The organism is Micromonospora siamensis, assembly GCF_900090305.1.
GTDB lineage: Bacteria > Actinomycetota > Actinomycetes > Mycobacteriales > Micromonosporaceae > Micromonospora > Micromonospora siamensis.
Map to the genome: position 1 here is coordinate 1,732,695 of NZ_LT607751.1, position 23,084 is coordinate 1,755,778.

At 72.9% G+C, this 23,084-nt stretch carries 22 protein-coding genes; 16 read left to right on the forward strand and 6 right to left on the reverse strand.

Translation table 11 applies throughout. The features are described from left to right. Window positions 1-24: 24 nt before the first annotated feature. The 4 genes from GA0074704_RS07980 to GA0074704_RS07995 are packed head-to-tail and all read left to right on the forward strand — an operon-like array spanning window position 25 to window position 4,590. Window positions 25-1,227: a LeuA family protein gene (locus GA0074704_RS07980; protein ID WP_088969903.1), complete on the forward strand. Its 1,203-nt coding sequence runs from the start codon at window positions 25-27 to the stop codon at window positions 1,225-1,227. After that, window positions 1,227-2,639, forward strand: coding sequence for a 3-isopropylmalate dehydratase large subunit (gene leuC / locus GA0074704_RS07985; RefSeq protein ID WP_088969904.1), 1,413 nt, complete (start codon window positions 1,227-1,229; stop codon window positions 2,637-2,639). Before GA0074704_RS07980 ends, leuC begins: the two co-directional genes overlap by 1 nt. After that, on the forward strand, window positions 2,636-3,271 hold the full coding sequence (gene leuD, locus GA0074704_RS07990) for a 3-isopropylmalate dehydratase small subunit (RefSeq protein ID WP_088969905.1): 636 nt from the start codon (window positions 2,636-2,638) through the stop codon (window positions 3,269-3,271). The genes leuC and leuD overlap by 4 nt, the downstream gene beginning before the upstream one ends. Beyond that, entirely contained in the window at window positions 3,268-4,590 is a 1,323-nt protein-coding gene (locus tag GA0074704_RS07995; protein ID WP_088969906.1) for a serine hydrolase domain-containing protein, read from the forward strand. Before leuD ends, GA0074704_RS07995 begins: the two co-directional genes overlap by 4 nt. 125 nt (window positions 4,591-4,715) lie before the next feature. Here GA0074704_RS07995 and GA0074704_RS08000 read toward each other — a convergent pair whose 3' ends face one another. After that, a complete protein-coding gene (locus tag GA0074704_RS08000; RefSeq protein WP_088969907.1) occupies window positions 4,716-5,378 on the reverse strand; it encodes a hypothetical protein in 663 nt (220 codons plus the stop codon). Window positions 5,379-5,401: 23 nt separating this feature from the next. Here GA0074704_RS08000 and GA0074704_RS08005 point away from each other — a divergent pair, with 23 nt between their 5' ends. Beyond that, window positions 5,402-5,920 (forward strand): acyl-CoA thioesterase, encoded by a 519-nt coding sequence (locus GA0074704_RS08005; RefSeq protein ID WP_088969908.1) that lies wholly within the window; start codon window positions 5,402-5,404, stop codon window positions 5,918-5,920. Window positions 5,921-6,070: 150 nt separating this feature from the next. Further along, entirely contained in the window at window positions 6,071-8,059 is a 1,989-nt protein-coding gene (locus tag GA0074704_RS08010; protein WP_088969909.1) for an acetoacetate--CoA ligase, read from the forward strand. Window positions 8,060-8,105: 46 nt separating this feature from the next. Here the strand turns inward: GA0074704_RS08010 and GA0074704_RS08015 are convergent, their stop codons facing one another. Next, a complete protein-coding gene (locus tag GA0074704_RS08015; RefSeq protein WP_088969910.1) occupies window positions 8,106-8,795 on the reverse strand; it encodes a TIGR03089 family protein in 690 nt (229 codons plus the stop codon). A gap of 156 nt (window positions 8,796-8,951) precedes the next feature. On the opposite strand from GA0074704_RS08015, the gene GA0074704_RS08020 reads away from it, so the two are divergent. Together GA0074704_RS08020 and GA0074704_RS08025 are read left to right on the forward strand one after the other, a co-directional pair. After that, window positions 8,952-10,097, forward strand: a complete 1,146-nt coding sequence (locus GA0074704_RS08020; protein ID WP_088969911.1) for a glycosyltransferase family 4 protein — start codon at window positions 8,952-8,954, stop codon at window positions 10,095-10,097. Window positions 10,098-10,152: 55 nt separating this feature from the next. Next, window positions 10,153-11,241, forward strand: coding sequence for a mannose-1-phosphate guanylyltransferase (locus GA0074704_RS08025; protein ID WP_088973533.1), 1,089 nt, complete (start codon window positions 10,153-10,155; stop codon window positions 11,239-11,241). Here GA0074704_RS08025 and GA0074704_RS08030 read toward each other — a convergent pair. Beyond that, on the reverse strand, window positions 11,210-11,764 hold the full coding sequence (locus tag GA0074704_RS08030) for an NUDIX hydrolase (RefSeq protein WP_231926889.1): 555 nt from the start codon (window positions 11,762-11,764) through the stop codon (window positions 11,210-11,212). The genes GA0074704_RS08025 and GA0074704_RS08030 overlap by 32 nt on opposite strands. Before the next feature lie 384 nt (window positions 11,765-12,148). Between GA0074704_RS08030 and GA0074704_RS08035 the strand changes: the two genes are divergently transcribed. Next, on the forward strand, window positions 12,149-13,147 hold the full coding sequence (locus GA0074704_RS08035; RefSeq protein ID WP_088969912.1) for a winged helix-turn-helix domain-containing protein: 999 nt from the start codon (window positions 12,149-12,151) through the stop codon (window positions 13,145-13,147). 17 nt (window positions 13,148-13,164) lie between these two features. On the opposite strand, the gene GA0074704_RS08040 is transcribed toward GA0074704_RS08035, so the two are convergent. Together GA0074704_RS08040 and cofD are read right to left on the reverse strand one after the other, a co-directional pair. Next, window positions 13,165-14,253, reverse strand: a complete 1,089-nt coding sequence (locus GA0074704_RS08040) for a coenzyme F420-0:L-glutamate ligase (protein ID WP_088969913.1) — start codon at window positions 14,251-14,253, stop codon at window positions 13,165-13,167. Beyond that, window positions 14,250-15,197 carry a 2-phospho-L-lactate transferase gene (gene cofD, locus GA0074704_RS08045; protein WP_088969914.1) on the reverse strand — a complete coding sequence of 316 codons (948 nt, stop codon included), beginning with the start codon at window positions 15,195-15,197 and terminating at the stop codon, window positions 14,250-14,252. Before cofD ends, GA0074704_RS08040 begins: the two co-directional genes overlap by 4 nt. 96 nt (window positions 15,198-15,293) lie before the next feature. Between cofD and GA0074704_RS08050 the strand changes: the two genes are divergently transcribed. The 6 genes from GA0074704_RS08050 (at window position 15,294) to GA0074704_RS08075 (ending at window position 21,802) form a co-directional block, all read left to right on the forward strand. Beyond that, window positions 15,294-16,178, forward strand: a complete 885-nt coding sequence (locus tag GA0074704_RS08050) for a hypothetical protein (protein WP_088969915.1) — start codon at window positions 15,294-15,296, stop codon at window positions 16,176-16,178. 127 nt (window positions 16,179-16,305) lie between these two features. Continuing rightward, window positions 16,306-18,849, forward strand: coding sequence for a bifunctional FO biosynthesis protein CofGH (locus tag GA0074704_RS08055; protein ID WP_088969916.1), 2,544 nt, complete (start codon window positions 16,306-16,308; stop codon window positions 18,847-18,849). A gap of 155 nt (window positions 18,850-19,004) precedes the next feature. Then, window positions 19,005-19,283 carry a hypothetical protein gene (locus tag GA0074704_RS08060; protein WP_088969917.1) on the forward strand — a complete coding sequence of 93 codons (279 nt, stop codon included), beginning with the start codon at window positions 19,005-19,007 and terminating at the stop codon, window positions 19,281-19,283. Window positions 19,284-19,295: 12 nt separating this feature from the next. Further along, window positions 19,296-20,693 (forward strand): DUF4331 domain-containing protein, encoded by a 1,398-nt coding sequence (locus GA0074704_RS08065; protein WP_088969918.1) that lies wholly within the window; start codon window positions 19,296-19,298, stop codon window positions 20,691-20,693. An 11-nt stretch (window positions 20,694-20,704) separates the two neighbouring features. After that, window positions 20,705-21,049, forward strand: a complete 345-nt coding sequence (locus GA0074704_RS08070; RefSeq protein ID WP_088973535.1) for a phospholipase — start codon at window positions 20,705-20,707, stop codon at window positions 21,047-21,049. Between the two features lie 495 nt (window positions 21,050-21,544). Further along, entirely contained in the window at window positions 21,545-21,802 is a 258-nt protein-coding gene (locus tag GA0074704_RS08075) for a WhiB family transcriptional regulator (protein ID WP_007074725.1), read from the forward strand. Window positions 21,803-22,008: 206 nt separating this feature from the next. Here the strand turns inward: GA0074704_RS08075 and GA0074704_RS08080 are convergent, their stop codons facing one another. After that, window positions 22,009-22,458 carry a metallopeptidase family protein gene (locus GA0074704_RS08080; RefSeq protein WP_088963879.1) on the reverse strand — a complete coding sequence of 150 codons (450 nt, stop codon included), beginning with the start codon at window positions 22,456-22,458 and terminating at the stop codon, window positions 22,009-22,011. Between the two features lie 164 nt (window positions 22,459-22,622). Between GA0074704_RS08080 and GA0074704_RS08085 the strand changes: the two genes are divergently transcribed. After that, window positions 22,623-22,997, forward strand: coding sequence for a DUF3499 domain-containing protein (locus GA0074704_RS08085; protein WP_088969919.1), 375 nt, complete (start codon window positions 22,623-22,625; stop codon window positions 22,995-22,997). Window positions 22,998-23,084 lie beyond the last annotated feature (87 nt).

Below are 23,084 nucleotides of genomic sequence, written 5' to 3' on the forward strand. Positions count from 1 at the left end.
CACGCGGAATGGAGGCGATCGGTCATGACCGTTCACGGCGTGCCCGAACGACGACTTATCAAGATCTTCGACACCACGCTGCGGGACGGTGAACAGGCGCCGGGCAACGCCATGTCACCGCACCAGAAGCTTGAGATAGCCCTTGTGCTGGAGGAGTTGGGCGTCAACGTCATCGAGACCGGTTTCCCGAGTTCTTCGATGAACGATCAGCGTGCGACCGCGATGATCGCGAAAGCGCTGACCACCGCGGAGTTCTCCACTCTGAACCGGGCGACGCGCAGCGACATCAGCATCGCCGCGGAGGCCGGCGGGACAGACCGGCATCACCTTCAGGTCATGGTGACCGGCAGCGACATCCACCTGGAGCACAAGCGCGGGATCAGCCGCGGCGAGAGCCTCGCGGAGGTGCGGGACAGTCTCCGCTTCGCCCGCACGCTTGGCTTCACCAAGATCTCCCTCGGCATCGAGGACGCCACGCGCGGAAGTGGCGACCTGCTTCAGCCGTTGATCGAGACCGGCCTCGAAGAGGGCGCGACGACCGTCGTGCTCGCCGACACGACCGGATGTATGGTGCCGTCCGAGTTCGGCGCGCTCATCGGACGGGCACGGCGCTGGGTCCCGGAGGGGATCGGGCTGTCCACGCACTGTCATGACGACATGGGGCTGTCCCTGGCCAACGCGCTGGCCGGCATCGCCGCGGGCGCCGACGAGGTGCAGGTGACCCTGGCCGGAATCGGTGAGCGGGCCGGCAACACCGCCTTGGAGGAGTTGGCCGCGGTCCTGCTCTACAAGGGCGACGAGATCCGGGCGACGAGCACTCTGCGTACGGAGGGCCTGTATGAGGCCTACAAGTTACTGAGCCGTGTGATCGGTCTGCAGCCGTCCCGCAACAAGGCTCTCTTCGGCGAGAACGCCTTCGCCACCCTCGCGGGGATCCACCAGGCGGGCATGCTGCGCACCCCGGTGAACTACGAGTACGTCGAGCCGCACCGCTTCGGCAGGCAACGGGAGATGCTCGTCGGGCGCCACTCGGGTCACAACGTCGTCCGTTACGCCTTCGAGCAGTTGGGGCTGCCCGTGGACGAATCGGATGTGCGTCGCATCTACGCCGACCAGATCGCGGACCGTACGGGTGGGCAGACCTTGACCCTCGACGGCCTCAAGGCGCTGATCCTCCAGGAATCGGTCGTCTCCAGGGAACCGGGCGCCGTCGAGGTGACCAGCTGATGACCACGCCACGGACACTGGTCGAGAAGATCTGGGACCGGCACACCGTCGTGCGTGAGCCCGGTGAGCCCGACCTGCTCTACATCGACCTGCATCTCGTGCACGAGGCGAGTTCGCCGCAGGCGTTCGACGGCCTCTCGCTGGCCGGGCGACGGGTACGCCGGCCGGACCTCACGCTCGCCGTCGAGGATCACAACGTCCCGACCAACACCTTGATGATCAAAGACGCCATGGGTCTTGCGCAGGTGCAGCGGCTGCGGGAGAACTGCGCGCTGCACGGGATCGAGCAGTTCCGTCTCGGGGACGCTCGGCAGGGCATCGTGCATGTCGTGGCACCCGAGCTGGGAGTCGTCCAACCGGGCATGACCATCGTCTGCGGCGACAGCCACACCTCCACCCACGGAGCCTTCGGCGCTCTCGCGTTCGGTGTCGGCACCAGCGACGTGGAGCACGTGCTGGCGACGCAGACCCTCGCCCTGGCCCGTCCCCGAACGCTGCTCGTCCGCTTCGTCGGGCAGACGCCGCCGGACGTCACTCCGAAGGACCTGATCCTCGCGCTGATCGCCGAGATCGGCGCCAACGGGGCACACGGGCACGTCATCGAGTACGAGGGTCCCGCTGTCGATCGGCTGTCCATGGAAGGCCGGATGACGATCTGCAACATGAGCATCGAGGCCGGCGCGCGGGCCGGGCTGATCGCGCCGGACCGCACGACTGTCGACTACCTCGCGGGCCGGCCGGGTGCGCCGACGGGCGCGGACCTGGAGGAGGCGACCGCGGCGTGGCTGGGCCTGCGCACCGACCCTGGCGCCACCCACGACCGGGTCGTCGAGCTCGACGTCACCGGCCTGACCCCGTTCGTCACATGGGGTACGAACCCGGGCCAGGCTGTGCCCCTCAGCGGCGCGGTGCCGGATCCGGACACCTTCGAGGACGCGGTGGAACGCGCCGGGGCCGCCCGGGCACTGGAGTACATGGGGCTCGCGCCGCACGTACGCATGCGGGACATCGCGGTCGACACGGTCTTTCTCGGCTCCTGCACGAATGGGCGCATCGAGGACCTGCGGGCGGCGGCCGACATCCTGCGCGGCAGGCGGGTCGCCGACTCGGTGACCATGCTGGTGGTGCCCGGGTCGATGGACGTGCGCCGGCAGGCGGAGGAGGAAGGGCTGAGCGACGTGTTCGAGAAGGCAGGCGCCCAGTGGCGACTGTCCGGCTGCTCGATGTGCATGGGCATCAACGCCGACCGGCTGCAGGGCGGCGAGCGTGTCGCCTCCACGTCGAACCGCAACTACGAAGGCCGGCAGGGTACCCGCGCGCGCACGCATCTCGTGTCACCGGCCGTCGCCGCGGCCACCGCCGTCACCGGGCGCCTGACCGCGCCGCACGAACTCACGGAAGGAGTCGCATGAACCCCGTGCGACGGCACACCGGTTGCGGTCTCGTGCTGCGCCGCAGCGATGTCGACACCGATCAGATCATCCCGGCTGAGTTCTGCAAGCGGCTGACCAAGAGCGGCTACGAGGACGCTCTCTTCGCGCATTGGCGCAAGAACCCCGGCTTCGTCTTCAACCTGCCCGAGCGGGCGGACGCCACGGTGCTCGTCGCGGGGCACAACTTCGGCACCGGCAGTTCTCGGGAGCACGCGGTCTGGGCTCTGCGGGACTGGGGGATCGCCGCGGTCATCGCCACCAGTTTCGGCGACATCTTTCTCCGCAACGCCCTGAAGAACCAGCTCCTTGCGGTCGCGCTGCCGGAGGCGGCCGTAGCCGTGCTCGCCGAGCGGGTCGAGAGTGACCCGGCGTACCAGGTGACCGTCGACGTCGAGCACCGGACCGTCCTCTCGGACGCGGGATCCTGGTCGTTCTCCATCGGCACCCGCGAACGGCGGTTGCTGCTCAACGGTCAGGACGACATCGACGTGACGATGCTCAACGAGGACACCATCTCCTCCTACGAGCGCGACCGTGAACGCTGGTTGCCGCGCCTGCGGCGCGGTGTCTTCGCCGGTACGACGGCGGATGGGACAGGCATCTTCCGATGAATGCCGATGAGTTGCTGGCGGTGCTGGAAGCCGGGATGGCGGCTCATCGAGTCCCTGGCGCTCAGCTCGTGGTGCACCAGGGCGGGAAGACCACCGAAGCGTTCGCGGGCACGGCCGACGCCGGCACCGGAGAGCCCGTCACCTCGCGAACCCTCTTCCCGTTCGGGTCGGTGACCAAGCCCTTCACCGCCACACTCATCGCCCAGCTGGTCGACGAAGGAGATCTGGACCTCGACAGCAAAGTCCTGGAGCACCTTCCGGAGTTACGTGCGGCCACAGCACCGCAGTGGCGAAGTTTGACACTGCGTCACCTGCTGAGCCACACCGGCGGGCTGGTCGCCGATCACGACCTGGGGGAGCGGGGGAGCCGGTCCCTGCGCCGGTTCGTGGCCGGCTGCCGCGATCTCGAGTTCGTCGCCGAACCGGGGACGCGGTTCTCGTACTCCAACACCGGGTACATCCTGGCCGGGCGATGCGTCGAGGCGGTGACCGGATACCCGTGGTGGGAGGCGCTCGACTCCTTCCTCGCCCGACCGCTGGGACTCGGCCTGGCCGACCTGACAACGCCCGGTCCGGGCCCCGGACCGGTCAGCGGGCACGGCGTCAGCGGGGAGCGGGTCTGGCCCGTTCCCGTGGAGCTGCCGACGACGTGGGCACCGGCCGGTGGAGTGCTGGGCTCGGCGGCGGACCTGGTCGCCTTCGCGTTGCTTCATGTCGATCCCGCCACGGCCGGTGCGGGGCTGCTCTCCCCGGCTGCCGGCCATCTGCTCCGAGAGCCGGTTCCGGCTGCGGAACCCTTCGGGTTGGCCGATCGCTGGGGTTCGGGCTGGGCAATCTTCCGCAACGGCTGGATCGGACATGACGGCACACTTGACGGTGCCGTCTGCCATGTCCGAGCACACCCCCCCACCACCAGCGTGATCGCGTACGTCGCCAACGCGACGAGCGGAGACGCCCTTTGGACGGATCTGACGGTGGCGGTCTCCGCGTTGGGCCTCGATGTCGCTGCGGCCGAGATGTCGATCGCCAACGTCGAGATCCCCTTCACCGACCTCGAGCAGTACGAGGATGTGTATGTCAACGGCCGAACCAGACTGACCGTGCAGGCTGCGGAGGGCGGACGGCTACGCATCGCGGACGCCGGTGGCTTCAAGGCCACACTCATCGGCTGCGGCTCCGACCAGTTCGCCGTGCGTCGCGTCGACAGCACGGAGGTGCCCCACCTGGGCCGGTTCCTGCGTGACGACGCGGGAAGGGTGACCGCGCTGCAGTTGAGCGGTCGCCTGGCCCTGGCGCGGCGAGCCGCCTGTTCTTTCTGAGCGGTCCGGGCCGGTGGCATCCGACACCGACGCGACCGGTTCGCCGCGTGCCCAGCCCCGGCAGCGACCGGGGGAGCCGGCGGGCAGACGGGCGGGCCGGTGTCACCGGCCCGCCCGCCGTCGATTCAGCGTTGCTCGGGATGGTCCTGCTGGGTGCCGTACCGCGGCGGGGCGGACCACGGCGACTCGCTATCGCTGCGCCGGGGCAGCGGCTCGGTGGGGGTCTGGTCGGGATAGCCGAGGGTCAGCGGGGCGGTGTCCCGCTCGCTGCGTTCCCCGGCCGGCGGCCAGTCGCTGAGGGTGAAGGTGTTCTCGATCGGCTCGTCCACGGCCGCCGAGGTCAGCTCCGCCTCGGCCGCCGTTCGCGGCCACTGTCGCCATCGCTGTCCGCTGAACGCCGCCAGCAGCAGCACGACGCCGATCAGGAACAGGGTGCCGTTCTCCACCGGCAGCCGCAGCGGCAGGGGGTCGCCGAGGACCTTCCAGCCCTCCGGGATGCGGTCACGCACGGTGAAGGGCGCGACGAACATCCCGACGTACGGGGTGACCAGCAGCAGTCCGGCGACGATCGGCCCGAGCGGGGAGATCCGCAGGCTGCCGACCAGCCCGAGCAGGATGCCGGCGACGCCGAGGTACACGGCGGGCTCGATGAGATTGGCGGTGTTGAAGGTGCCGATCTCCGCCCAACGGGTGATGGTGTGACTCGACCCGTCCTGTCCGAGGGTGATCAGCATCCACGTGAGCGGCGCCACCACCAACCCGGCGAGGAAGCTCCAGAGATGTCGCATCCGCGCACCGTACCGTTTTCCCCATGACCGAGCACCCCTCCACCTCCCCACCCGGCAAGCCGACGTCGTACTCGCGCGTCACGCTCAGTCGGATCATGACCGCTGTCGACGTCAACCTGTACGGGAACGTGCACGGTGGGGTGTTGATGAAGTTCGTCGACGACGTGGCCGGTGCCGCGGCTGCCCGGCACAGCGGCGGTACGGCGGTCACCGCGTCGATCGACGAGATCGTCTTCTCCGAGCCGGTCCGGGTCGGCGACCTGGTGCACGCGCACGCCCAGGTCAACTGGACCGGCAAGACGTCGATGGAGGTCGGCGTCCGGGTGGTCGCGGAACGCTGGGACTCGGCCGAGGACGAGCCGGTCCGGGTGGCCACCGCGTACCTGGTCTTCGTGGGGGTGGACGTGGGCGGGGCGCCGCGCGCGGTCCGGCCGGTGCTGCCGGAGACCCCGGAGGACGAGCGCCGCTGCCGGGAGGCGGAGATCCGCCGTGCCCACCGGCTGGCCCGGCGCCGCGCCATCCAGGCCCACCGCGCCGGCTGAAGCGTTCCCACATGTGGTGGGGCTGCGGGGTGTGGGGCGGCCACGCCCCGCCGCCCACCCCGGCTGCGGAGAATGACGCTTCGAGGTAGGGCAAGATGTCGCCACGGCCCATTTCACAGTGTCGTGCGCGGGCCAGGGGAGGGTGGATCAGTGGGTGACGTGCTGTGGACGCCGCCGGCGGACGTACGCGAACGGTCCCGGATCGGCGACTACCTGCGCTGGCTGGCCGAGCACCGCGGGCTGGAGTTCGCCGACTACGACGCGCTGTGGCAGTGGTCGGTGACCGACCTGGACGGCTTCTGGCGGTCGATCTGGGACTTCTTCGGGGTGGTCGCGCACACCCCGCCGACGGCGACCCTCGCCGGCCGGGAGATGCCGGGCACCCGCTGGTTCCCGGGCGCCACCCTCAACTACGCCGAGAACGTGCTGCGGATGCCGGGGAAGGGCGACGACGACCCGGTGGTGATCGCGCACGGGCAGACCCGCGCGCCGGAGACGCTGACCGCCGGGCAGCTGCGCGACCGGGTCCGCCGGGTGGCGGCCGGCCTGCGCCGGCTCGGCGTCGGCGCGGGGGACCGGGTTGCGGCGTACGCGCCGAACATCCCGGAGACGTACGTCCTGCTGCTCGCCACGGCGAGCCTGGGCGCCGTCTTCTCCTCCTGCGCGCCCGAGTTCGGCACCCGTAGCGTCACCGACCGCTGGCAGCAGATCGAGCCGAAGGTGCTGGTGGCCGTGGACGGCTACCGGTACGGCGACAAGCCGGTGGACCGTCGGGGCGAGGTGGCGGCGATCCGGGCGGCCCTGCCGTCGCTGGAGCACACGGTCTCCGTCGGCTACCTCGACCCGACGGGTGAGGCGCCCGAGGGCGCGATCTCCTGGGACGAGCTGGCGGCGGAGACCGACGAGCCGCTGGCCTTCACGCCGGTGCCGTTCGACCACCCGCTCTACGTGCTCTATTCCTCCGGCACCACCGGGCTGCCCAAGCCGATCGTGCACGGCCACGGCGGCATCCTGCTGGAGCATCTGAAGATGCTGGCCCTGCACCACGACCTGGGCCCGGCGGACCGGTTCTTCTGGTTCACCACCACCGGCTGGATGATGTGGAACTTCCTGGTCTCCGGGCCGGCGGTCGGCGCGGCGATCGTGCTCTTCGACGGCAACCCGGGCCACCCGGACCTGGGCGCGCTGTGGCGGCTGGCGGCGGAGACCGGCACCACCTACTTCGGCACCTCGGCGCCGTTCCTGCTGGCCTGCCGCAAGGCCAACCTGAAGCCCGCCGACATCGCCGACCTGTCCGCGCTGCGCGGCGTGGGCTCGACCGGCGCCCCGCTGCCCGTCGAGGGCTTCACCTGGGTGTACGAGAACGTCGGCAGCGATCTCCAGCTCCAGTCGCTCTCCGGCGGCACGGACGTCTGCACCGGCTTCGTCGGCGGCGTGCCGCTGCTGCCGGTGCACGCCGGGGAGATCACCTGCCGGGCGCTCGGCGCGAAGGTGGAGGCCCGCTCGGCCGACGGCACGCCGGTCATCGGTGAACTGGGCGAGCTGGTGATCACCGAACCGATGCCGAGCATGCCGGTCGGATTCTGGAACGACCCGGACGGCCGCCGCTACTCCGAGGCGTACTTCGAGGTCTATCCGGGGGTCTGGCGGCACGGCGACTGGATCACCATCAACTCCCGCGGCGGCTGCGTGATCACCGGTCGCTCCGACGCCACCCTGAACCGGGGCGGGGTCCGGCTGGGCACCGCCGAGTTCTACTCGGTGGTGGAAGGGCTGGACGAGGTCGTCGACTCGGTGGTGGTGCACCTGGAGGACGACGAGGGCGGCGCGGGTGAGCTGCTGCTCTTCGTGGTGCTCGCCGACGGGCTGGAGCTGGACGACGCGCTGCGCAAGAAGATCTGCCGGGAGCTGCGTACCGCCCTGTCGCCGCGGCACGTCCCGGACGAGATCCATCAGGTGCGGGCGGTGCCGCGCACGCTGAGCGCCAAGAAGCTGGAGGTGCCGGTCAAGAAGATCCTCACCGGCACCCCGGTGGACAGCGCCGCCGCCAAGGGCGCGCTGGCCAACCCCGAGTCGCTCACGGCGTTCGCCACCTTCGCCCAGCGCCGTGCCGACGCGGACTCCCCTGCGTCGGCCTGAGGCCCCGACGGTCGCAGGGGCCCTCGTCGAGGGCCCCTGCCCGCGCTCACGCCAGTTGGTGGGTGGTCTTCTCGGTCGCCGCGCGGGCGTCGACCCGGGCCGGGTCGAGGTTGCCGCAGAGCACCGCGCTGGCGCGGGCGGTGAGCGGGGCGAGCAGCCAGTCGACCGGGTCGGGGTGGGCGCCGGTGTCGACCAGCACCCGGTCGCCCGCGGTCAGACCCAGGTCCGCGGCGCGGGCCTGCGCGCGGGCCAGCAGCGCCGCGTCGCCCTCGCCGCCCCGCGGGTACGGCGTGAAGTGGTCGCCGTGGCCGCGGACGGTGGAGACGAAGTCGGTGAAGCCGGGCGGCACCTGCCGCATCGGCAGCGCGAACGGGTCCAGGGCGAGGGCGTACCGCTCGCCGGCCGACCAGTCCGCCGCCTCGCCGACCCGGTCGGCGGCGGCGAAGAGCACCTCCACGTCGCCCGGCGTGTCGAGCACGGTCAGCTTCGCCGACCAGCAGCCCAGCAGCACCGCCGCGGTCTGCCAGTGCGGCGGCAGCAGCACCGCGGCCGGGTCGCCGGGGGCGACGGCATGCTCGTCGACGAGCAGGTTGGCCGTCTTGGCCACCCAGTTGCCCAGCGTCGCGCCGGAGAGTTCGGTGCGTTCGCCCGTGGCGTCGTCGTACCAGGTCAGCAGCGGTCGGGTGGGGTCGGTCGCGAGCGCGTCGGCGAAGACCCGGGCAATGTTGTCGGCCATCGGCGCGAACGATACGCCTCCGGCGGCCGTACTCGATGGCGACGACAAGTCGGCGTACCGTCGGGTCGCAGTCAGCGTCCGGACCAGGCTCCGGCGTAGGCTTGCTCCGGAGTGTTCTTTCCCACAGCCCCGCCGTTTCCCCCAAGGAGTCGCCCCGTGACCGCCGGTCGCCCGCCCCGCGTTCTCATCGACGCCACGAGTGTCCCCGCCGACCGTGGCGGCGTCGGTAGGTACGTCGACGGCCTGCTCGGCGCCCTCGGCAAGGTCTGCGGCGAAGGGCTCGACCTCGCCGTGGTCAGCCTCCGCACCGACCTGGAGCGCTACACCCGCATGCTGCCGGGCGCCGAGGTCATCCCGGCCCCGGCGGCGGTCGCCCACCGGCCGGCCCGGCTGGCCTGGGAGCAGACCGGCCTGCCGCTGCTGGCCCAGCAGGTCGGCGCCGAGGTGCTGCACTCGCCCTTCTACACCTGCCCGCTGCGGGCCGGCTGCCCGGTCACGGTGACCGTGCACGACGCGACCTTCTTCACCGAGCCGGAGCACTACGACAAGTCCCGCCGGACGTTCTTCCGCAGCGCGATCAAGACCTCGCTGCGCCGGGCCGACCGGGTGATCGTGCCGAGCAAGGCCACCCGGGACGAGCTGATCCGGCTGCTGGACGCCGACCCCACCAAGATCGACGTGGCGTACCACGGCGTCGACCACGCCGCCTTCCACGCCCCCGGCGAGGAGGAGAAGGCCCGGGTACGCGCCCGGCTCGGTCTCGGTTCCGGCAGCTACATCGCCTTCCTCGGGGCCAAGGAGCCGCGCAAGAACGTGCCCAACCTGATCCGGGGCTGGGTCCGGGCGGTGGCCGACCGGGAGGATCCGCCGGCGCTGGTGGTCGCCGGCGGGCAGGGGCACGACGACGACATCGACCGCGCGGTGGCCGAGGTCCCGTCGCACCTGCGGCTGCTGCGTCCGGGTTACCTGCGTTACGCCGACCTGCCGGGCTTCCTCGGTGGGGCGCTGGTCGCCGCCTACCCGTCGTACGGTGAGGGCTTCGGCCTGCCGATCCTGGAGGCGATGGCCTGCGCCGCACCGGTGCTCACCACCCCCCGGCTCTCCCTGCCGGAGGTGGGCGGCGACGCCGTCGCGTACACCAGCGAGGACCCGGACCAGATCGCGACCGACCTGGCCGCGCTGCTCGACGACGAGGCCCGCCGGCTGACCCTGGCCGAGGCCGGTTTCGCCCGGGCCAAGGAGTTCACCTGGGAGTCGAGCGCGGAGGTGCACATCGCGGCCTGGAGCCGGGCCCGTTCCTGACCCGCTTGCCGGTGAGCGGGCGTCCGGGCTGGGACGGGTCGGGCATGATGTGCTGATGCTCTACGCCGTCATTCCGGCGGGTGGCAGCGGCACGAGGTTGTGGCCGCTGTCCCGTGCCGGCCACCCCAAGTTCCTCCACCCGCTCACCGGCACCAGCGCGTCCCTGCTGCAGGCCACGGTCGAGCGGTTGGCGCCGCTGACCGGCCCGGAGCGCACGCTGGTGGTCACCGGTGCCGCGCACGTCGCGGCGGTGGCCCGCCAGTTGACCGGCCTGCCCGAGGAGAACATCCTCGTCGAGCCCTCGCCGCGGGACTCCTGCGCCGCGATCGCGCTGGCCGCGGCGGTGATCGCGCTGCGTGAGCCGGACGCGGTGATGGGCTCGTTCGCCGCCGACCACCTGATCGGCGACCCGCAGCGCTGGGTGGCGACCGTGCGGGAGGCGGTCCGCGGCGCCGAGCAGGGGCTGCTGATGACGGTGGGCATCACGCCGACCCGACCGGAGACCGGTTACGGCTACCTGGAGACCGGTGAGCCGACCGGCGACGGTCCACTGCGTCCGGTGGCCGAGTTCAAGGAGAAGCCGGCCGCCGAGGTCGCCGAGGCGTACGTCCGGTCCGGGCGGCACCTCTGGAACGCCAGCATGTTCGTCTGGCGGGTCGACGTCTTCCTCGCCGAGCTGGCCCGGCAGCAGCCGGCCCTGCACGCCGGGATCACCGCGATCGCCGCGACCTGGGGCACCGACGACCAGGACGACGTGCTGGGCACGGTGTGGCCGACCCTGCCGAAGATCTCGGTGGACTACGCGGTGATGGAGGGCGCGGCGCAGGCCGGCCGGGTCGCCACCGTGCCGGGTGACTTCGGCTGGAACGACGTGGGCGACTTCCACACCCTGGGCGACGTCCTCCCGGCCGACCCGGCCGGGAACGTGGTGCTCGGCGGGGCGAAGCCCGACGTGCTGCTGCGGGACACCTCCGGGCTGGTGGTGGTGCCGCAGTCGGGCCGGCTGGTGGCCGCGCTCGGGGTGCACGACCTGATCGTGGTGGACACCCCGGACGCCGTGCTGGTCTGCCCCCGGGACCGGGCGCAGGACGTCAAGCAGCTGGTCGACGAGCTCAAGGAGCGGGGCGAAGAGGGCTACGTCTGAGCGCCGCCAGTCCGGGCGCGACGAGGCGGGCGGTCCCGCCGGCCAGCGGTTCGGGCAACCGGTCCGGCGGGAACCAGCCCAGCGCCTCGGACTCGTCGCTGACCTGCTCCACCGCGCCGGCCGGGGCGAGGACGGCGAAGCGTACGTCGTGGTGCAGGGACTCCCCACCGCAGGCGACCGGGTGCACGTCCACGTCGATCGGGACGGGGTCGATGCGCAGGCCGGCGATGCCGGACTCCTCGCTCGCCTCGCGCAGCGCCGCGCCCGCCAGCGTACGGTCGCCGGGCTCGCAGTGGCCGCCGAGCTGCACCCAGCGGCGCAGCTTGCCGTGCAGGCAGAGCAGCACCCGGGAGCCGGTGGCGTCGAGGACGAGGACGCTGGCGGTGACGTGGCCAGCCCGATGGGAGCGACCCATCGCGGCCGGGCCGGCCTCGAGCAGGCGAAGGGTGCGGTCCCGGGCCTGAGCGGCGCTCGGGCTGGTCGGCGTCCATCCCGCGAGCAGCGCGGTGGCGTCGGCGTGCAGCGCGTCGACGGCGGCCTGGTGCGGCGCGACGGCGGACTCCGGCGCGGCGGGGGAGGGCTGGGGGACCGTGGCGGGTCGGGTGTCGGACACCCGAACACTCTACGAGCGCCGGCGGCGGGATCCGGCGCGTCGACGCCGGTGGGCGCCGGGTGACACCTTCTGCGGACTCACGGCCACAGACCCTCGTGGTGCCACCCGGTCGTCCCGCCCCCGGGTGCCCGACCCCGTACTCCGACGGTGCCGATGCCGGGCAAGGAGAAGCATGCCGGGATGGGAACGGCACCGTCGAGGACTTTCAGCTGACGCTTAAAGACGGTGAAAGATGCCGCCCGGGTAGAGTCGGGACGTGGCGGGCACCCCCTCGGCCCGCCCGGGAGCGCTCCGATGCTGAGGATCTACTTCACCGCTGAGGACATTCTCCGGACCCGGGTGGCCCCGGCCGCGGACGCGGTCTGGGAGACCGTCCTCAGCCTGCACGTGCTGTCCGGCGACGCCCGTGACCCGCTGCTGTCCGCGTGGCGGGGCGGGGTGGCGCGTACCCTCCGCCGCGAGGTCACCCACCGGCCGCGCCTGCTGCTGGCGTTGAACCCGCCCCGCGGCTACTTCCCGGACTTCCTCACCCCGTACGAGAGCCGCGACGGTTTCGAGGCCGGACTGGAGGCGCTGCGGTCCACCCCCGTACGCCGGCTGCGCCGGGAGTTGACCCTGGTCGCCGCCGGTGCCGCGCTGCCCTCGTCGGCCACCGCGCTCGCCGACGGCGAGCCCGAGGCGCTGCGCCACCTCACCGACTCGGTGACGCACTACCGGGCCCGGGCCCTGGCACCGTACTGGGCCCGCATCGAGGCCGCGGTCGAGGCCGACCGGACCCGTCGGGCGCGGGCGCTGCTGGACGGCGGCGTGGAGGGACTGCTGGACAGCCTGCGGCCGGTGGTGCGTTGGGAGTCCGGCGTGCTCTCCGTGCCCGGCTACCCGAGCGACCGCGAGCTGCACCTGGACGGGCGGGGCCTGCTGCTGGTGCCGGCCTTCTTCTGCGCGCCGACCCCGGTCGCCCTGCTCGACCCGGCGCTGCCCCCGGTGCTGGTCTACCCGGTGGACCGGCTGGGCGGCCTGACCCGTACCGACGGCCGGCGCGGCCCGCAGATCTCCGACGCGGAGCGGACCGCGTTGGCCGCGCTGCTCGGCCGGACCCGGGCCGAGGTGCTCGCGGCCAGCGAGGACGGCTGCACCACCGGGGAGGTCGCCCGCCGGCTGAAGATCTCACCGGCCGCGGCGAGCCAGCACACCGCCGTGCTGCGCAACGCGGGGTTGCTGGTCAGCAGCCGGGACCGCAACACCGTGCTGCACACGCTCACCCCGCTGGGACGCGCCATGCTGCACTCCTGAGGAGGGCCCCAGCAGAGTCAGAGGGCCAGCGAGGCCACGGCGGTGGTGCCGGCGGGCGGCGGCAGCAGGTTCGAGGAGACTCCCTCGGCGGCCAGGGCGGTGCGCAGCCGTTGCAGGTCGACGCCGAAGCGGACCAGGTCGGGCCGGTCGACCGGGGTCGGCGCCGCGCCGAGGATCAGCCCGGTCGCCGAGGTCGGCCAGTCCGGAACGGTGGCGGTCATGCCGGCGCGTACCTCGGCGTCGGTGACGTGGGTGAAGACCGTGCCGGGGGCGACGACCCCGGCCACCGCGTCGATCGCCCGGCGGACCGCGGCCGGGTCCGCCTCGGCGTCACCCAGCCGGTCGGGCAGGGTCGCGGCGGCCCGAAGCCCGGCCGCCCGGGCCTCGGCGGTGCCCAGCGAGAAGAGATCCAGCGCGCTCTCCCGGATCAGCGCGGCCGCACCGGCGCCGTCGTCCGGCGGGGCCACCCCGAGATAGCCGCGCACCACGGCGACGGGGACCTGGTCCCGCTTGCCCTTGATCAGCTCACCGGCGCCGGCGAGCTCGTCCACCACCGCCATCTGGGTCAGCTGGAGTTCGTTGCCGTACGGGTCGACCTCGCCCCGGTGGTCCCGCATGGCGGCCATCCCGGCGACGCCGAGCGCCACGTCGGTGAGGCCGTTGCGCCACGGCCGGCCCATCGTGTCGCTGATGATGACGGCCACGTCCACGCCGTAGCGCTCGTGCAGGGCCGCGCGCAACGCGCGGGCCGAGGCGTCCGGGTCCTTCGGGAGCAGCACCAGGCGGGTCGGGTCGACGTTGGAGGCGTCGATGCCGGCCGAGGCCATCACGAAGCCGTGGTGGGTCTGCACGATCCGGGTCGCCCCACGGGTGGCCACCACCCGGGCCGTCTCGGCGGCCAGCACCTCGTCCCGGGCGGCGAGCCGCTCCGGACCGTCGGCCGGCACGTCCACCAGGCGACCCTCCGCCTTCGACACGATCTTGCTGGTGACGACCAGCACGTCGCCGTCGCGCAGCCACGGCGCGGCAGCGCCGATCAGGGCCGCCAGGTCGTCGCCCTCGGTCACGTCGCCGATGCCCAGCACCGGCAGGATCTCCAGCCTCACACCAGCTCCAAGGCGGACCGGACCATCGCCGCGGTCGCCGTCTCGTCGGTCATCCGAAGCGGAGCCGCGCCGACCGTCACCCCCGGCACCTGGGCACCCGCGTCCTCCGGCGCTACCAGCCAGCCGTCCAGCAGGCCACCGTCGCGCCGCCCGCCGTAGAGCCGGCCCACCCCGGCGGCGCTGCACTCCACGCCGAGTACGGCGAGGCAGCGGTCGGCCATCCCGCGGACCGGGGCGCCCCCGATGATCGGCGACACCCCCACCACCGGTGCCGGCCCGGTCGCCACGGCGTCGCGCAGCCCGGGCACGGCGAGCACCGGCGCGACGCTCACCACCGGGTTGCTCGGCGCGACCAGGACCACGTCGGCCCCGCCGATCGCGTCCAGCACACCGGGCGCCGGCTTCGCGGCGTCCGCGCCGACGAAGACGAACCGGTGGGTCGGGATGTCGGCGCGGTAGCGCACCCACCACTCCTGGAAGTGGATGGCCCGCTGGCCCTGCTCGCCGTCGACCACCGCGTGGGTCTCCAGCCGGTCGTCGGTGGCCGGGAGGATCTTCACGCCGGGCTGCCAGCGGGTGGCCAGCGCCTCCGTCACCTCGGACAGCGGGTACCCGGCGTTGAGCATGGTGGTGCGGACCAGGTGGGTGGCGATGTCCTTGTCGCCGAGGCCGAACCAGGCCGGCTCGGCGCCGTACGCGGCCAGCTCCGCCTTCACCGTCCAGCTCTCGTCGACCCGGCCCCAGCCCCGCTCGGGATCGGCCCCGCCGCCGAGGGTGTACATGACGCTGTCCAGGTCGGGACAGACCCGCAGGCCGTGCAGCAGCAGGTCGTCGCCGACGTTCACCACGGCGGTCACCTCGGCGCCCACCTCACGGGCGTACGCCCGGACGCCGAGCAGGAACCGGGCACCCCCGATGCCGCCGGCCAGAACCACGATGCGCATGCCTCCATCCTTCCGCACGGAACGTCGGCGGTCCGCCGCCGGCCCGGGAGACTAGGCTCACGTCGCATCCGACCGCCCACGCGAGGGGGAGAGTTCGTGACCAGCCCCGACGAGTCCGCGTCCACCGACCCGACTCCGGCCCGCCGGCTCACCGAGCCGCTGCGCGAGCCGGCCGCGCTGGCGCTGCTCGGCGCGAACGCCGTGTTCCTCTTCGTCGGCCTGCTCCGCCTGCTGGTGCCCAACGGCTACGGCGACCTCACCGACCGGGCCGACGTCGCGTACTCCTTCTTCGTGGGGCTGAACGCGGCACTGCTGCCGCTGCTCGCGGTGCTGCTGGCCACGCACGTGCGGCCGGTGCTGCCGCAGGCCGCGCTGGTCACGAAGGTGGCGCTCGGCGAGTACGCGGTCAGCGGTGTGCTCGGCGCGCTGAGCTTCCTGATCTGGATGGTCGGTCGGCTGGCCGAGGGCGAGGTCTTCAACGTGCTGCTCGGGGTGCTGTCCCGGGCCGGCTGGCTGGTCCTGGTCGCGGTGGGCGCGCTGGTGGTGTGGAAGGTGTGGAGCACCCTCTACCGAACGCCGAAGCCGCCGCCCGGCGTGTACGGGCAGCCGCAGCCCGGCTGGCCGCAGCAGCCCGCCGGCTGGCCCGCCCCCGGCCAGCCCGCCGGCCCGTACGGCCAGCCCTCCGCCCCGACCGGCCCGCAGTACGGTCAGCCGTACCCGGGACAGCCCGGCGCCGGCCCGCAGTTCGCCCCGCCGGCCGGCCAGTCCCCCCCGCCCGCCGGCCAGTACGGCCAGCCCCACGCGCCGTACTCGGCCCCGCCGGCCACCGGGGCGCAGCCGGCCCACCCCGCCCCGCCGTTCGGGCAGCCGCCGTCGGCGGACCCGACCCAGACCATCCCCCGCCAGCCGGGCGAGCCGGCCGGCCAGGAGAGCGACCGGACGCAGCCCTTCCGTCGCGACGACCAGAACCCGCCGCGCTGACCCCTCGCCGGCCGGGCGGGCCCGGGGCTGACGCCGCCCTGACCCGGCGCTGACCGCCGGACGGGTCGGATCTCACACCCGGTCGCTGGCCCCTCCCCGCGGGCGGGGCAGCGCCTAGGCTGAACGGATGTCTGACCGCATCGATCCCGGGCCGACCGAGGCGAGCGTGCGCCGGGCCCTGCGCCGGGCCGCCTCCGGGCGGGCGCTCGACGTCGACGAGGCCACCGGCCTGCTGGCCGCCCGCGGGCCGGAGCTGGACGAGCTGCTCCGGCTCGCCGGGGAGGTCCGCGACGCCGGCCTGCGGGACGCCGGCCGGCCGGGTGTGGTGACGTACTCGAAGAAGGTCTTCGTCCCGCTGACCCGGCTCTGCCGGGACCGGTGCCACTACTGCACCTTCGCCACCGTGCCGCACCGGCTGCCGGCGGCCTATCTGGAGCAGGACGAGGTCCTCGCGATCGCCCGGGAGGGCGCGGCGCAGGGCTGCAAGGAGGCCCTGTTCACCCTGGGTGACCGGCCCGAGGAACGCTGGCCGGCGGCCCGGCGGTGGCTGGACGAGCGGGGCTACGACTCCACCCTGGACTATCTGCGCGCCTGCGCGGTGGCGGTGCTGGAGGAGACCGGCCTGCTGCCGCACCTCAACCCGGGCGTGCTCTCCTGGTCGGAGCTGCACCGGCTCAAGCCGGTCGCGCCGAGCATGGGGATGATGCTGGAGACCACCGCCACCCGGCTCTGGTCCGAGCCGGGTGGCCCGCACTTCGGCTCGCCCGACAAGGAGCCCGCGGTGCGGCTGCGGGTCCTCGACGACGCGGGCCGGGTCGGCGTGCCGTTCACCACCGGCATTCTGATCGGCATCGGCGAGACCCCCGCCGAGCGGGTCGACGCGCTCTTCGCGATCCGCCGGGCCATGCGGGAGTACGGCCACCTCCAGGAGGTGATCGTGCAGAACTTCCGCGCCAAGCCGGACACGGCGATGCGCGGGATGCCCGACGCCGAGCTGCACGACCTGGCGGCCACGGTGGCGGTGGCCCGGCTGCTGCTCGGCCCGAAGGCCCGGATCCAGGCCCCGCCGAACCTGATCGCCGGCGAATACTCGCTGCTGCTGCGGGCCGGCATCGACGACTGGGGCGGGGTGTCGCCGCTCACCCCCGACCACGTCAACCCGGAGCGCCCGTGGCCGCAGCTGGACGAGCTGGCCCGGCACACGGCGGCGGCCGGCTTCACGCTGCGCGAGCGGCTCACCATCTACCCGGAGTACGTCCGGGCCGGCGACCCCTGGCTCGATCCGCGCCTGCTGCCGCACGTGGGCGCGCTGGCCGACCCGGTGACCGGGCTGGCCGTCGAGGAGGCCCGCCCGCAGGGCCGGCCCTGGCAGGAGCCGGAGGAGGTCTTCGGCGGCGGCCGGGTCGACCTGCACGCCACCATCGACACCACGGGCCGCACCGACGACCGGCGGGGCGACTTCGACAGCGTCTACGGGGACTGGTCGGAGGTGGCCGGCAAGGTCACCCCCGAGGCGGCGGCCCGCAAGGCGGCCGGCCGGGCCGGTGGGGTGCCGGTGGCCGGGGGCGACCTGGCGGCCGGTCTGCGGCTGGCGGCCGACGATCCGGCGGCGCTGCTGGAGCCCCGGCACGCCGACGCGGCGCTGGCCCTGTTCGGCGCGGACGGGCCGGCCCTGGACGAGCTGTGCCGGCTCGCCGACGACGTGCGCCGGGAGACCGTCGGCGACGACGTCACCTACGTGGTCAACCGGAACATCAACTTCAGCAACGTCTGCTACGTGGGCTGCCGGTTCTGCGCCTTCGCCCAGCGGGAGCGGGACGCCGACGCGTACCGGCTCTCGGTGGACCAGGTCGCCGACCGGGCGGCGGAGGCGTGGGCGGCCGGGGCCGGCGAGGTCTGCCTCCAGGGCGGGATCGACCCGAAGATGCCGGTCACCGGTTACGCCGACATCGTCCGGGCGATCAAGGCCCGGGTGCCCGGCATGCATGTGCACGCCTTCTCCCCGATGGAGATCGTCACCGCCGCGGCCCGGGCCGGGGTGCCGGTGAAGGAGTGGCTGCTCCAACTCCGCGAGGCCGGCCTGGACACCATCCCGGGCACCGCCGCGGAGATCCTCGACGACGACGTGCGCTGGGTGCTCACCAAGGGCAAGCTGCCGGCCGCCGCCTGGGTCGAGGTGGTGAGCACGGCCCACGAGCTGGGCATCCGCTCCAGCTCCACGATGATGTACGGCCACGTCGACCACCCGGGCCAGTGGCTGGCGCACTTCCGGGTGCTGGCCGGGGTGCAGGACCGCACGGGCGGCTTCACCGAGTTCGTGGCCCTGCCGTTCGTGCACACCAACGCGCCGATCTACCTGGCCGGCATCGCCCGGCCCGGCCCGACCTGGCGGGAGAACCGGGTGGTGCACGCGATGGCCCGGTTGCTGCTGCACGGGCGGATCGACAACATCCAGTGCTCCTGGGTGAAGCTCGGTGACGCCGGCACGGTGGAGATGCTCAACGGCGGCTGCAACGACCTGGGCGGCACGCTGATGGAGGAGACGATCTCCCGGATGGCCGGTTCGGGCAACGGGTCGGCGCGTACCGAGGAGCAGCTGCGGGCGATCGCGGCGGCCGCCGGACGACCGGCCCGCAAGCGGACGACCGCGTACGGTCACGTCCGCGCCTGACGTCGAACCTTTTCCCACCGCCGGCCGTACCCGTTGTCGCCGGCGGCGGTCGCGGCGAGGACCGCCGCCGGTAGCCCTCATCCCGGGCCCGGCGGCATCCGTCCGGACCTCGGTCGTCCCGCGGGCGCTGCGGCGCCACGGTGGAAAGGTTGCCCATGACCAGTGCAGAGCGGAAGCGGCCCTGGCCGCGGCTGACCCGCCGGCAGACGTTGACCGCCGCCGCGAGCGCCACCCTCGGCGCCGCCGCGCTCACCGTGCCGGGCCTGTCGGCCGCGCAGAACTCTCCGACGTCGGCGGCGCAGGAGGGTCCGATCGTCGTCCACCTGAGGGACGCGGCCTCCGGCGCCATGGACGTCTTCGTCGGCACGTCCCGGATCCAGGTCCGCGACCGGGGGCTGGCGGAGCGGCTTCGGCGCGCCGCCGGCCGGCGCTGAGCGGGGGCCGGCATGTCTTCCCACCGTGAGGCTCCGGAGATCGCCAAGGATCCGGTCGCCGACAGCTCCGACCTGTACGCCTTCGTCACGCCGGGCCACCCGGACTCGGTCACGTTGATCGCCAACTACGTGCCGTTGCAACTGCCGTCCGGTGGGCCGAACTTCTTCGAGTTCGGCGACGACGTCCGGTACGAAATCCACGTCGACAACGACGGAGACGGGCACCCGGATGTCACCTATCGTTTCGAATTCACCACCGAGATCACGAATCCGAACAGTTTTCTCTACAACACCGGGCCGATCGAGTCGCTGGACAGCAGGAACTGGAACCGCCGCCAGTTCTACCGGCTGACCCGGATCGCGGACGGCCGGGAGCACGTGCTGGCGCACAAACTGCCCTGCCCGCCGTGCAATGTCGGGCCGTTGTCGACGCCGAAATACCACGAGCTGGTGCGGCAGGCGACGTACCGGCTCTCGACCGGGGAGAAGGTCTTCGCCGGGCAGCGCGCGGACGGCTTCTTCGTCGACCTGGGCGCGGTCTTCGAGCTGGGTACGCTGCGCCCGTTCCAACAGTTGCACGTGGCCGGGAAGAAGCTGTTCAAGGCCGAGGGGGAGCCGGTCAACTCGCTGGACCGGATGAACGTGCACAGCCTCGCGGTGCAGGTGCCGCTGAGCCGGGTGCGCCGCCGGGCCAACCGGTACGCCGCCGCCGACCGGGCCTCGGTGATCGGGGTCTGGACGTCCGCCTCCCGGCAGCAGGTGCGGGTGCTGGGCGACCGGGTGGCCGCCGACACCGCCGCCGGGCCGTTCACCCAGGTCTCCCGACTGGGGAATCCGCTGTTCAACGAGGTCGTCGTGCCGATGTCCAAGAAGGACCTGTGGAACACCCTGCCGCCGTCGGAGGACAAGCGGTTCGCGCACTTCGTGGAGCATCCGGAGCTGGCCGCCCTGCTGCCGACGCTCTATCCCGGGGTCTTCCCGCGGCTGGAGGCGTTGAACAGGTCGAAGAAGCCGCGGGCGGACCTGGCGGCCGTCCTGCTCACCGGCATCCCGGCCGGGCTGATCGACGGCTTCGCCAACAACACCGGCGAGATCCAGGCCGACATGCTGCGGTTGAACACCGCCATCCCGCCGACCCGCAAGCCGGACCGGTTCGGGGTGCTCGGCGGCGACCTGGCCGGCTTCCCGAACGGCCGCCGGGTCGGTGACGACGTGGTGAGCATCGCACTGCGGGCCATCGCCGGGGTCACCGTGCCGCTGGTCGACAAGACGTTCACCCCGGACGCGGCGGCCGCCGCGGTGACCCCCGGGTTGAGCGCCGCCGACGTGACCGCGCCGTTCCTCGGGGACTTCCCCTTCCTCGGCACGCCGTACGACGGGTTCGGCAACCCACCGGCAACAAAGTCCTGATCGGGGTGACCATGCACACGCACCACCACGAGTACGGGCCCACCGGGAGCGGGACCGTCCTGCTCGACATCGGGGCCGACACCGGTGCCCTGATCATCTACACCGGACCGGACCTGCGGGGCCGGGAGATCGAGATCAGCCGGACGGACCGGGCGGACGGTGTGCGTACCCATGCCGCCGTCCGCGAGCGGATCGTCCGCGAGGGTTCGTTCCACAGTGCGGTCTACCCGGATCTGGCGGCGGGTGTCTATACCGTCTGGTGGGACGCCGAACGACCGGCCGGAACGGCCACCGTGGCCGGTGGCGGCATCGCCGAATTCGTCTGGCCGACCAGCGCTCCGGCGGGCTCCGACTGAGCCTGTCCCGATGCGCCGGCCCGTCGCGCCCTGTCCACGATGTGGGCAGGGCGCTGTCGGCGTTTCGCGGCTCGGCGGGCGGTCGGCGGCACGGCGGGTTAACCTGTCCCCCACCAAGATCAGCGATCTTGGTGGGGCGGTCCTCCGCATGCGGCCGGACGGCCCGTCCACCGCCTCCGCCCCGGCGACGACGGGCGCGGACGGCGGCGGCGCCACGGCAGAAAATTCGGCAACTCGCCGAAGAGGGCGTTACTCGTCCGGGGTCTGAATCGATAGGGCAGGTTGCGAGGCCGGGCGGCTCAGGCGGCCACCCGGGGCGTGTCGGGAGGGCGACTCCATTATCAAGTTTGGCTTGACGGCGCACGCATTACACGCGTGTAATTTGATTGGGGTTGTTCGCACGGAACGCATCAAATTGGGACCGGACGGACACGCACGCCTTTCGCGTGGGGGGTTGCAGCGGCGTTGAGCCGGTGCGCGACAAGGAGGCAATTGATGGACGGCCAGCTCGAGGTGGCCGACCTGCTCGGAAACGCGCCGGAGTGGCAGGAGCAGGCGCTCTGCTCCCAGACCGACCCGGAGGCGTTCTTTCCCGAGAAGGGCGGCTCGACCCGCGAGGCGAAGCGCATCTGCTCGCGGTGCGAAGTGAAGACGGAGTGCCTCGAATACGCGCTGGGACACGACGAGCGATTCGGGATCTGGGGCGGGCTCTCCGAGCGGGAACGGCGCAAGCTCAAGCGGCGGGCCGCCTGACCCAGGGGCTCGGGCCGGGGCGGTGGGGCCGCCCGGCTCACGCCTTCACCGGGCGGCCGGGCCGGGCGGGGGCGGTCCGGTCGGTGGGGGGCCCGGCCGCCGGTCAGGCCGGGCCGGGCGGGGGCGGTCCGGTCGGTGGGGGGCCCGGACGGCGGTCAGGCCGGGCCGGACGGGGGCGGTCCGGTCGGTGGGGGGCCGGACGGCGGTCAGGCCAGCTCGTCGGGGTCGACCCCGAGCAGGTTCGCCACCTGTTCGATGATCACGTCGTGCACCAGGTCCGCGAGGTCCTCGCGGTCCATCGCCCGGAACTCCAGCGGGCGGCGGTAGAGCACGATCCGGGGTGGGACCTCCTGGCGACCCGGCCGGCCCGGAAGCAGGCGGGCGAGCGGGACCTCGCCGTCCTCCAGCACGTCGGAGTCGTAGACGTTCAGGTCCGGCGGCACGTCCTCGACCGCGAACTCGACCCCGGCCAGTTCCTTGGCGAAGCGCCGTTCCAGCGTCTCGACCGTGTCGAGCACCAGATCGTCGAAGACCTCCGCCTTCGTCCGCGCCAGCGGGACCGTCGCCGGCACCAGTCGCCCGCGCAGGCCCCGCCCGTGCCGGTCACGGTGGGTACGCCGGCCGGAGCCGGGGCGGCGGTGTTCCGGACTGGTCATGAGGGACAGGGTAGCCCCCGGGCCCGCCCGGACGGCGTCGGCGGCGCCGGCACGCCCCGCACCGCCGGCCGATCGGACGCCAGGTGCCAATTGTGATCACCGTGACGGGCGTGTCGTAACGCGAACCGGTGCGCCGGACCCGGTATTGGGGATACCCTGCCGCCGTGAGGTCACCACGGCGCTGCTCCCGTAACGGCTGCCCCCGGCAAGCGGTCGCCACATTGACCTATGTCTACAACGAGTCGACAGCGGTCGTGGGGCCGCTCGCGGCGTTCGCCGAACCACACACGTACGACCTGTGTGAGCCGCACGCGCGCAGCCTGACGGCGCCGCGCGGTTGGGACGTCGTGCGGCACGAGGGCGAGTTCGAGCCGCCGCCGCCCACCACCGACGACCTGGTGGCGCTGGCCGAGGCCGTCCGCGAGGCGGCTCGCCCCGCGCCGCCGCGCCCCCCGGCCGACGACCAGGACGCCACCGGTCACCCCAACCCCCACACCGGCCGCCGCGGCCACCTCCGCGTAATCCCCCCCAACCACTAACCCCCCCCCACGGCCCCGGTGATCGCCCGGGTTGATCATGAAGTTGTTGTCACGACACGCCGAGGCCGAGGGTGACAACTTCATGAT